General features: G+C 49.2%; 9 protein-coding genes and 1 pseudogene. All 10 read right to left on the bottom strand.

Going from position 1 to position 10,959, the window contains the following annotated elements; all coding sequences use genetic code 11:
- On the bottom strand, positions 1-547 hold a 547-nt coding region (locus Q1M25_RS05235), incomplete at its 3' end, for an ATP-dependent Clp protease proteolytic subunit (RefSeq protein ID WP_300482505.1).
- Between the two features lie 90 nt (positions 548-637).
- The gene (gene tig, locus Q1M25_RS05230; protein ID WP_300482501.1) at positions 638-1,948 is read right to left on the bottom strand and encodes a trigger factor; all 1,311 of its coding nucleotides are present in this window, start codon (positions 1,946-1,948) and stop codon (positions 638-640) included.
- 192 nt (positions 1,949-2,140) lie between these two features.
- Positions 2,141-4,585: a DNA translocase FtsK gene (locus Q1M25_RS05225; protein ID WP_300482499.1), complete on the bottom strand. Its 2,445-nt coding sequence runs from the start codon at positions 4,583-4,585 to the stop codon at positions 2,141-2,143.
- Between the two features lie 188 nt (positions 4,586-4,773).
- Positions 4,774-5,325 carry a hypothetical protein gene (locus tag Q1M25_RS05220; protein ID WP_004520603.1) on the bottom strand — a complete coding sequence of 184 codons (552 nt, stop codon included), beginning with the start codon at positions 5,323-5,325 and terminating at the stop codon, positions 4,774-4,776.
- A 36-nt stretch (positions 5,326-5,361) separates the two neighbouring features.
- Positions 5,362-5,715 (bottom strand): nucleolar protein, encoded by a 354-nt coding sequence (locus Q1M25_RS05215; RefSeq protein WP_300482496.1) that lies wholly within the window; start codon positions 5,713-5,715, stop codon positions 5,362-5,364.
- 47 nt (positions 5,716-5,762) lie between these two features.
- Positions 5,763-7,682 carry an ATP-binding cassette domain-containing protein gene (locus Q1M25_RS05210; protein WP_070695595.1) on the bottom strand — a complete coding sequence of 640 codons (1,920 nt, stop codon included), beginning with the start codon at positions 7,680-7,682 and terminating at the stop codon, positions 5,763-5,765.
- Between the two features lie 171 nt (positions 7,683-7,853).
- Positions 7,854-8,621 carry an amino acid ABC transporter ATP-binding protein gene (locus Q1M25_RS05205; protein WP_063069013.1) on the bottom strand — a complete coding sequence of 256 codons (768 nt, stop codon included), beginning with the start codon at positions 8,619-8,621 and terminating at the stop codon, positions 7,854-7,856.
- Between the two features lie 9 nt (positions 8,622-8,630).
- Positions 8,631-9,347 carry an amino acid ABC transporter permease gene (locus Q1M25_RS05200; RefSeq protein ID WP_083306189.1) on the bottom strand — a complete coding sequence of 239 codons (717 nt, stop codon included), beginning with the start codon at positions 9,345-9,347 and terminating at the stop codon, positions 8,631-8,633.
- The gene (locus Q1M25_RS05195) at positions 9,337-10,161 is read right to left on the bottom strand and encodes an amino acid ABC transporter substrate-binding protein (protein ID WP_070625304.1); all 825 of its coding nucleotides are present in this window, start codon (positions 10,159-10,161) and stop codon (positions 9,337-9,339) included. The genes Q1M25_RS05200 and Q1M25_RS05195 overlap by 11 nt, the downstream gene beginning before the upstream one ends.
- 154 nt (positions 10,162-10,315) lie before the next feature.
- A pseudogene (locus tag Q1M25_RS05190) lies at positions 10,316-10,959 on the bottom strand (amylosucrase); the annotation flags it as partial.

Below are 10,959 nucleotides of genomic sequence, written 5' to 3'. Positions count from 1 at the left end.
TATAATTGTCGCGGTCGGTATCGCGTTCCAAGTCGGCCAAATCGCGATCACAATGTTTGGCAAGCAAGCGGTTCAGTTTCTCTTTGATTTTCAGCAGCTCTTTAGCGTGAATTTCAATATCGGAAGCCTGACCGGCCAAGCCGCCGCTGATGAGCGGTTGGTGAATCATGATGCGGCTGTTGGGCAGGGCAAAGCGTTTACCTTTTTCGCCTGCAGACAACAAGAATGCACCCATGCTTGCCGCTTGGCCTAAGCATAAGGTAGAAACATGAGGCTTGATGAAGTTCATGGTGTCGTAAATTGACATCCCGGCAGTAACCGATCCGCCTGGAGAGTTGATATAGAAGAAGATATCTTTATCTGGGTTTTCGCTTTCCAAAAACAGCAGTTGCGCGACAACCAGATTGGCAGATTCGTCTGTTACCGGGCCGACCAAGAAAACGATGCGCTCTTTCAAAAGGCGTGAGTAGATGTCGAATGCGCGCTCGCCGCGACCGCTTTGTTCGATAACGGTAGGGACAAGGTAGTTATTGAAATCGAAGGACATTTTTGTCTCCTGTTAATGATGGAAAAGCACCAAAGCCATTTAAAGCGCTTCGGTGCTTTTGATTGTCTGTTTCAGACGGCCTTAGAGCAATTAAGCTTGTGCGCCCATTACTTCGTCAAAAGAAAGCGCTTTTTCAGTTACTTTGGCTTTGCTCAGAACGAAATCAACAACGTTGCTTTCTACGGCCAAAGAAGTCGGGCCTTGCAGGCGGGAAGGCTCTGCGTAGTACCAGTCGATAACTTCTTGAGGATCTTCGTAGCTTTCAGCGAAGTTGGCAACAACGGCTTTGATTTGGTCTTCAGTTGGCTCAAGTTTGTTTTCTTCAACCAATTTAGCCAAAATCAGACCCAAAGCAACGCGGCGTTCTGCTTGTTCTTTGAACATATCCAAAGGCAGATCCAAGTTGGCAGCGTCAGCCATACCTTGGTTAACGAAGTTTTGTTTCATTTCGTTTGCCAAGCGGGCCGCTTCTTCGTTGACCAAAGCAACAGGAACTTGCAAGTCAGTCGCTTTGAGCAGGGCGTTCATGACAGATTCTTTGGTTTGTTCACCAATGCGGCGTTCAACTTCGCGGCCGACGTTTTTCTTCACTTCTTCACGCATTTTGGCAACGTCGCCGTCTTCAATGCCCAGAGTTTTGGCAAAGTCAGCGTTAACTTCAGGCAAAGTAGCTTCTGAAACGTTGTTCAGAGTGATGGTGAACACGGCAGATTTACCGGCAACATCTTTACCGTGGTAGTCTTCAGGGAAGTTTACGGTAACGTCTTTGCTTTCACCGGCTTTCATGCCGACAACACCGGCTTCGAATTCAGGCAACATTTGACCTGCGCCCAATACGAAAGCGTAGTTTTTAGACGCGCCGCCGGCGAAAGGTTCGCCGTCGATTTTGCCTTCGAAGTCGATGATGACGCGGTCGCCGTTTTGGGCTTCGCGGTCAACATGGTTGAAACGGGTACGTTGTTTGCGCAGGATTTCTACGGTTTGGTCAACTTCGGCATCGCCAACGGTTGCAGTTACTTTTTCTACTTCTTGGGCAGACAGGTCGCCGATGGTTACTTCGGGGAAGACTTCAAAAATAGCGGCAACTTTGAAAGACTCTTGATCGTCTTGTTCTTCAACGGCTTCAAAGCGTGGGTAACCGGCAACTTTCAATTCTTGAGCAACGGCAACTTCGTAGAATTCGCGTTGTACCAATTCGTTGATAACGTCGTTTTGTGCGCTTGCGCCGTACATTTGGGCAATCATTTTGAACGGTGCTTTACCCGGACGGAAGCCGTCAATTTTTGCGCGGCGTTGGGTTTGTTTCAGTTTTTTCTCAGTTTCTGCGTTGATTTTGGACCAAGGCAGAGACAATACTACTTTGCGTTCCAGATTTTCTAAAGTTTCAACAGTTACGCTCATCGTAAGCCCTTAAATTTGTTGTGTTTAAACGGTTATCCTTCTGCTCAGAATTCCGAAGAACTTCGGAAGCGTGCATAAGGTCAAAATTTAGCTGCTTAGTATAACACAATGTTTCACGAATAACATAAAAAGGCCGTCTGAAAAGTGGGAAATTCTTTTCAGACGGCCTTTGAGTTTCGATATTGTTGTTTTTTACAGCTGGTCTTTTTGTGCCAGAATCCGTCGGCTACCGTTGATGTCTGCCGGAGAGAGAACACCGGCATTTTCAAGCGCATCTACTAAATTGGCGGCGCGGTTGTAGCCGATGCGTAATTGGCGTTGCAGTGCGGAAATGGAAGTTTTCCGGCTTTCCAATACGAAGGCAACGGCTTGATCGAATAACTCATCGCTGTTTGCATTCGGATTAACAATATTGGTGGTTTCGATGGCGGCTTCGCCACTGAGCAGGCCTTCCACATAATTGGTCGGAGCCTGTTCTTTGACGAAATTGACGACCTGATGCACTTCATCATCGGAAACAAACGCACCTTGCAGGCGTGTCGGTTCTGCGCTGCCCGGTTGCAGGAATAATGAGTCGCCGTATTTGAGCAATTCGTCCGCACCCATTTGGTCAAGAATCGTGCGGCTGTCGATTTTGCTTTGTACGGTAAAGGCCATGCGTGTCGGAATGTTGGCTTTAATCAGGCCGGTAACCACATCGACACTCGGACGCTGGGTGGCGACAATCATGTGAATACCTGCCGCACGCGCTTTTTGGGCAAGGCGTGCGATTTGCTGCTCAACGGATTTGCGTTCTGTCATCATCAAGTCAGCCAACTCGTCGATAACGACCACAATCAACGGCAGTTTTTCCAGAGGCTCAGGATCGTCAGGATTTAAGCTGAACGGATTGAGTAATGGCTTGCCTGCTGCTTTGGCTTGTTCGACTTTTTGGTTGAAACCGTCCAGATTGCGCACGCCGGCATGGGAAAGCAGACGATAGCGTTTTTCCATTTCGGCAACACACCAGTTCAATGCTTGTCCGGCCTCTCGCATATCGGTTACAACCGGGCAGAGCAGGTGCGGAATACCGTCGTAAATACTCAATTCGAGCATTTTCGGGTCAATCATGATGAATCGGACTTCGTCGGGCGTGGCTTTGAAGAGCATGGACATAATCATGCCGTTCACGCCGACAGATTTACCCGATCCGGTCATGCCTGCGACCAAAAGATGCGGCATTTTTGCCAAGTCGCCAACCACAGGCGTACCTGCAATATCTTTACCCAAAGCAACGGTCAGTTTGGACTTGGCGTCGGTAAACACGGGTGAAGAGAGGATCTCACTCAACATCACGTCTTGGCGTTTCTCATTAGGCAATTCAATGCCCATGGTGTTTTTACCGGCAATGGTTTCTACGATGCGTACCGCTTGCAGAGACATTGAGCGCGCCAAATCTTTGGACAGGGCGACAATTTGGCTGCCTTTGACACCTTGTGCCGGTTCGATTTCGTAGCGGGTAATCACGGGGCCGGAAGTGGCGGAAACAACCTGTACACCGATACCAAATTCAGCCAGCTTGGCTTCGATTAATTCTGCGGTCTGTTGCAATTCATCCGGATTGACGGCAACCGGTTCTTCAGACGGCATACGCAACAGATTCATGTTGGGTTTGTGGTATTCGCCGTTGTTTTTAGGTTCAGTATCGTCAAACAGGGAAGTTTGGATTTTAGGGGGCGGCGCAACGGATACGGCGACGGTTTTACGGTTGCTGCTGCTGCCTGCCAACGGAGCAACCGGAGTGGCGGTAATGGTTTTGGCCTCTTTAACCATGCGGCGCGTATTTTGAGCTTCCAAAGCTTCGGAGCAGACATCTTCTTTTTTATTTTGGAATTGAGACAGTTTTTTCCTCAGGCTGCCAAACAGGCCGCTCATATGGCTGCCGGATTTGGCCATGACTTCCAACCATGACACCTGAGCCAGCAGGGAAATGGACAAAAGCAACATCACCAGCATAATCAACAAGCTGCCCGATTTACCCAACAGCCAAGCCAAGCCTGAACCCGCCAGCAAGCCGACCAAGCCGCCGGCTCCAACGGGAAGGGATTCGCTCAATGCATTGTCAAACAGGAAATGTTCGATAATCGGGCTGCACACCAGCAGGAGAAACAATGCCAAAGCGGCTACGCCGTGATTGTAGGGCTTGTGGTTTTCCTGCTTTTTCATGGGGCGGAAATTTTTGTAGAGGAAAACGCAAGAGGCGGCTATCCACCACCAAAACGATAGGCCGAACAGATAATATCCGACATCGGAAAGATATGCGCCAAAGAGGCCGCCGAGGTTGGCGACATCGTTGCTTTTGGGAACGCTGCGCGACCATGCAGGGTCGTCCATGCTGAAGCTGGCCAGGGAAATGGCCAGATAAATGGTGATAACCAAGCCAAACAGCCATAAAGCATCATTAATTAAGTTAACGACATGCTCGGGGCGCGCTTTTTTTTCTTCGTTTCTTTGCAGCTCTTTGGCGGCTTTCAGGCGTTGGGAGACTTTATTGTCGGCTTGAGTTTGTGCTTTGGTGGATTTGCGTGTGGTCGGTTTGGCTGCCGGTTTGGTAGAGACGCGTTTTTTTGTTTGGGTTTTAGAAGATTTTGCAGTCATGAGATAAAGGCCGTCTGAAAAGACCGGAGGTAATGTGCGTAAAGGGCAAATTATACCGTATTTACTAGGCACAAGAAATTGAAACGGGCGTAATCATTGTGGGATTCAGGCCGTCTGTTTGGCGTGACGAAAATTTTAGATTTCGTTTCCACCTGTTCAGACGGCCTGATGTTTTGATTGATTGGGACTTACATTCTGCCCAGTTCGCGCTGGAGGGCTTGAATGTTTTTCTCCCTATCCAAAACCGCGCCTTGTAGCGTACTGATGGCCTGTTGATTGACGCTGCCACCCTTGGCCGTCCGCGCTTGGCTCAGTTGCTTTTTGGCATCGGCCAAAGCCGCGCGTTCATTGGATAACTCGGTTTCCAAAATAGAACGGCGACTGTTGACGCCGGAGGATTTGGGAACCGGAGGAGGAGCGGTTTCAGAAGCAGTGCGGACAGGGGCAGGTTTGGGCGTTGCCTTATGGTTGGATTTTGCCGCTGTATTTTTGCTTTTTGCCGGAGCCGTTTGTGATGTCGGCGCGTTGAGTGTAGGCGCATCGCTAACCGGGGCATCGTATCGGCTGCTGCTGTATTTACCGACAATCGGCAAATCGTTGACGGCTTGGCAGTTGCCGCTTGGGCGCGAGGTATAGACAATCGAGCCGTTGACTTCACAGGTATAGATTTTTGCGGCATGGGCTTGGCTGTTGAAAATGGCAAGCGGCAGCAGGGATAGGGTAAGCAGATATTTTTTCATGATTCAGGTAGGGCTGATTCGTTGCACTTGAGCATTTTATTCTTGTTCAGACGGCATGGGCTGCTGTTTTTTAGCTTTTGCACCGTTTTTGTTTTTGCTCGGTTTGTCGGCTTTTTTCTCTTGTTTATCGGATTTTTCCGCGCGTGCCTTTTTCTTAGGCTTTGCACTTGCGCGTTCATCAGAGGCATTGAGGCTGCGGATGTTGAGGTGGTAACCGCTGCCTTGATGGCCGCTGATTTTAGGTAATTGGGCCTGTGCGCAGGAGGATTTGGGTTCGGAGGTATAGCTGCCGTTGCCGCAGGAATAGACTGCGGCGGCTGCGTGAAGGGAAATGCCCAAGACGAAAGAGGATACGAGGAAGTATCCGGCTTGTTTGATGGTTGAAGTCATGTTTTTCCGTATTGTGTTTTATTTCAGACGGCCTGACGGCTCTATTTTTATTGGGAAAACTCGGCTTCGACATCAACTTGGATTTGCTCAAGCTCTTCCTGCCATTGCAGCCAGTTTTCTTCCAGTTGCGTTAATTTTACTTTAGTTTCTGTTAATTGTGCGAGTGTCTCTTGCAATTTGGGTTTATTTTCTTCTGAATAAGCAGATTCTTGTGCCAAAAATGCTTCACAGGCCGTCTGAATATCAGTCAATCGTGCGATTTCTTTTTCGGCTTTGTCGATTTTCTGCTGAATCGGTTTGCTGCGTTTGGCTTTTTCCTGACGGATTTGTGCCTCGATACGCTTGGTGTCCTTACGGCTTTGGCTTTGTGCAGAAGCGGCGGGGGCTGCTGCGGCGTTTTCTTGTGCCAATCGCCATTGACGGTAGTCGTTCAAATCTCCGTCGAAGTTGTTCAGACGGCCTTTGTCAATCAATAGGAAGCTGTCGGTAGTCGCTTCAAGCAGGCTGCGGTCGTGCGAAACAACAATCAATGCGCCTTGGAAACTTTGCAGGGCAAGTGTCAGGGCGTGGCGCATATCCAAGTCTAGGTGGTTGGTCGGTTCGTCAAGCAGCAGCAGATTAGGTTTTTGCCAAATAATCATGGCAAGGGCGAGCCGTGCTTTTTCCCCGCCGGAGAACGGCTCGGTCTTTTGAACCGCCATATCGCCGACAAAGTTGAAACCGCCTAAAAAGTTGCGGATTTCCTGTTCGCGGACTTCGGGCGAAAGCTGCTGGATATGCCAAACCGGACTTTGGTCTGCGCGTAAGGTATCCAGTTGGTGCTGGGCAAAATAGCCGATATTGAGCTTTTCGGAGCGGACGATGCTGCCGGAAAGTAAATCGATTTTTCCAGCCAAGGCTTTGATAAATGTAGATTTACCGCTACCGTTAACGCCCAACAGGCCGTAACGTGCGCCGCTTTCCAGAGACAAGGTGATATCGTGTAAAACGGTATTGTCACCATAACCTAAGTCGGCATGGTCGAGTTTCAACAATGGATTGGGCAGGTGGGTCGGATTGGCAAACTCAAAGGAAAACTCACTATCCAAATGCGCAGGGGCGATGCGCTCGAGTTTGGCTAATGCCTTCATGCGGCTTTGAGCTTGTACGGCTTTTGTGGCTTTGGCTTTGAAACGGTCGATAAAGGATTGCAGATGTTTGATTTGCGCCTGCTGTTTGACGTAGGCGGCTTGTTGTTGCGCCAGACGTTGGGCGCGTTCGGCTTGATAGAAATCGTAATTGCCGCCGTATTGGGTCAGTTTTTGTTGCGACAGCTCGATGGTGTGCGTTGTGGTGGCATTCAAGAAGTCGCGGTCATGGGAGATGATGATTTGCGTACAGGGTAGGGAAGCGAGATGGTTTTCCAGCCACAATACGGTTTCTAAATCCAAGTGGTTGGTCGGTTCGTCCAAAAGCAGCAAATCGGCACGACAAATCAGTGCTTGGGCAAGGTTGAGGCGCATACGCCAGCCGCCGGAAAAAGATTTGACGGGGCGCGTATGTTCTTCTTGCGCAAAACCTAAGCCGTTAAGCAGCTTGGCAGCGCGTGCCGGCGCGGTATAGGCATCGATTTCTTCAAGTTTGGCGTGATATTCGGCTTGCTTCATGCCGTCGTTTTGCGCTTCTGCTTGAGCCAAGGCCGTCTGAAAAGCCTGCAATTCGGCATCACCTTGCAAAACGTAGTCTAAAGCGGAAATATCTAAATCGGGCGTTTCTTGAGAGACGGAAGCCAGACGCCATGTTTTGGGAATCAGGATTTCGCCGCCATCTTGCGTGATTTCACCTTTTATCAGCGCAAACAGGCTGGATTTTCCCGTACCGTTTTTACCGATTAAACCAACGCGTTGGCCGGGGTTGATTACGGCATCGGCTTTATCGAGCAGGACTTTCAAACCGCGTTGCAGGGTGAGTTTTTTGATTTCTATCATGATGGCAGGCAAGGGGATGAGTAAAACGAAAGGCGTTATTTTACCTGAAAAGATATATAAAAGGCCGTCTGAACAAGTATGAAAACGAAATCAACGATTTCTATTTCACTTATTCAGACGGCCTTTATGAAATGACAGTCGGAAATGCTTTCAAATTGTCTGTTGTTTCAATTAAATTTGAAGCTCGGTATTGTCCGCACGGATTTGGCGCAGGAATTTTTGTGTTCGTTCATGTTTGGGATGATTGAACAAATCTTGCGGGCTGCCTTGTTCGACAATAACGCCGCCGTCCATCACGACGACCGTGGTTGCCACTTCTAAGGCGAATTTGATTTCATGCGTAACGACAACCATGGTCCAGCCTTCTTGTGCCAATTCCTTCATGGTATCCAAAACATCTTGCACCAATTCAGGGTCAAGCGCGGAAGTCGGTTCGTCAAACAGCATCAATTCAGGCTGAATCGCCAATGCTCGGGCAATGCCGACACGCTGCTGTTGACCGCCGGAAAGCTGGTAGGGGTAGAGGTCAATCTTATCGCCCAAACCGACTTTTTCAAGCAATTTGACAGCCTCTTCACGCGCTTTGGCGACAGGCTTGCCTTGTACGGCAACCGGCCCTTCCATGACGTTTTCCAACGCAGTTTTGTGCGGAAAGAGGTTGTATTGTTGGAATACCATGCCGGACTTGCGGCGCAGTGCCAAAATATCGTGTTTGCTTGGTTTTTTGGAAAAATCGATGCTTAACGGCTGCGCATTGTCAAACTCGATTTGACCTTGTTCTGGCATTTCCAAAGCGTTTAAACAGCGTAAAAACGTGGTTTTGCCTGAGCCGGAAGGGCCTAGGATAACGACCACTTGTCCTTTGCCAACATCCAAATCGATGCCGCGCAAAATGGTATTTTCGCCAAAGGTCTTATGGATATTGCGGATTTTAATCATGACAACTCCTTATTTGGCGACATAACGGTCAAAACGTTTTTCCAAACGCGTCTGAATCAAAAACAGCACTTTGCAGAAACACCAATAAACTAATGCGGCTTCGATATAAACGGGCAAAAAGTCATAAGTACGGTTTGCTGTCTCTTGGGCAACACGGAAAAGCTCCGTTACCGTTACCACTGCGGCAAGCGAGGTGTTTTTGAACAAGCCGATAAACTCGTTGCTCAAAGGCGGTACGGCAACGCGGAATGCTTGTGGTGCGACAATGCGGCGGAAAGTCTGCATATAGGTCATGCCGATGGAGAAACCGGCTTCCCATTGGCCTTTAGGTACGGACAAAATTGCCGCGCGTATGGTTTCGGAAGCGTATGCGCCGACATTGAGCGAAAAGCCGATGATGGCGGCAGGAATCGGATCGATATAGATGCCGACGGAAGGCAAACCATAGAATACGATGACCAACTGCACCAAAAGCGGTGTACCGCGAATGACGGAAATATAAAATTCCACCAGCTTCAGCAAGCATTTTTGGAAAATACCGCCGGAGGGCATGATTCTTACCAAAGCAACGGCTACGGCAATAATCATGCCGATAACGAAAGAAGCGATCGCTAAAGGCAAAGACACTGCGAAGCCGGCTTTAACCATAGGCCAAAACGCGCTAATGAGCATATCAGCGCGTGTTTCCGTCATAAACGGCAGAGAGGCAAGGAAATTATTTAACACTGATGTCTTTTCCGAAGAATTGTTCGCCCAGTTTTTTCAGCGTGCCGTCTGCTTTCAGCTCAGTTATGGCTGTGCTGAATTTGGCCAATGCCTCATCATTGCCTTTATTGACAATCAAGCCGGAGCCGACTTTTTCGTCAGCCGGGGCAGACCAAACGATTTGTACGCCGGCATTCGGATTTTTCTTCAGATAGTCCAATACCGCCAATTCGTCGTTCAGGGTTGCATCGGCACGTTTTTGTTCAATCAGGGTCAGGGATTGCGCCAAGCCGTCTACCGGTACGAGTTCTGCGCCTGCAGCTTTGGCTTTTTCACCATAGTTACTGGTCAGGGATTGTGCAGTTTTCACACCTTTGATGTCGTCAATGGATTTGATGTTGCTGTCTTTACGGGCAACCAATACGGCACCGCTCCAGCTATAAGGCTCGGATTTGTCAAAAGTCGCTTGACGCTCAGGGCTGGTCAGGCCGACTTGGTTGGCAACCACGTCAAAACGGCCGGCTTTCAAACCTGCCATCATAGAGTCCCATTGTGTTTCTTTAAATTCAACTTTGATGCCCAGTTTGTCGGCGACTGCGCGGGTTACTTCGACATCGTAGCCGGTCAATTTGCCGTCTTTGTCGTGGTAGGTGAAGGGTGCGTAAGTGCCTTCCGTACCGACTGTGATGGTACCTTTGTTGTTGATACGCTCAATCAGAGAACCGGAGGCCGCGCCGGATTGGGCTGGTGCAGAAGAAGCTGAGTTGCTGCCTTCACCGCCGCAAGCAACCAAAACTACTGCAGCGATGGTGCCGAGTACGAATTTTTTCAACATAGATTTTTACTCCTGATTTTTAGTGTGTCATCTGGTATTAAAGCATGCATTCTAAGCGAAACTACCCAAAATACAAAATACATCTTATGCCTTAAAAGGCCGTCTGAACGCTGATTTGTTTAGACGGCCTTGAGTGGTGTATCAAAATTTCGGCTTATGCAATTTCAAGCCACATGACTTGATAGGGTTGCAGTACTAAATCCTGATTCAGAGAAATGGTTTGACCGCTGATTAAATCGTGTGCTTTAAACGGCATGGCCTGCAGGGTGTGCGCACTGATGGTTTGCGCATGCTCGCTGAAGTTGCCGAATGCTAAAAGCGCGTTGTTGCGCATATAGCCGATGATGTGTTTGTTGTTGGTGTTGAAGGTGACCAATCTGCCGCCATTAAAGCGCGGATTGCTTTGGCGGATGGAAATCATATGGCGCAAACCTTGGAAGATTTGACCGGCAGTGGTCGAGCCGTCATGGCGTTGTTTATACAACTCTTCATCATAACGAGGACGGTGTGCCCAGCGGCTGTCGTCACTCTTGTTGCTGTCGTTCGACCAGTCGTCGTCGTTGAGCGTACCGACTTCGTCGCCTAGATAAATCAGCGGTAAGCCGCCGGTACTCAAAGCGATACTGTACAAAAGTTTGATGCGCTCAACGGCATATGGATCGTTTTGCGCCAAGCCGACCAATGCTGCGGCTGTACCACTGACACGGCAGTCGCCTGTGCTTGGGTTGTATTGGAACGGTACACCGCGCGCGAAGCTGCCGTCGAAATGGTTGACGAAGAAGCGGTTGAGGAATTGTC

It is taken from the genome of uncultured Neisseria sp., assembly GCF_951230505.1.
GTDB lineage: Bacteria > Pseudomonadota > Gammaproteobacteria > Burkholderiales > Neisseriaceae > Neisseria.
Note: the sequence above shows the minus strand (reverse complement) of the source record. Positions and strands in the feature narration are given on the sequence as shown.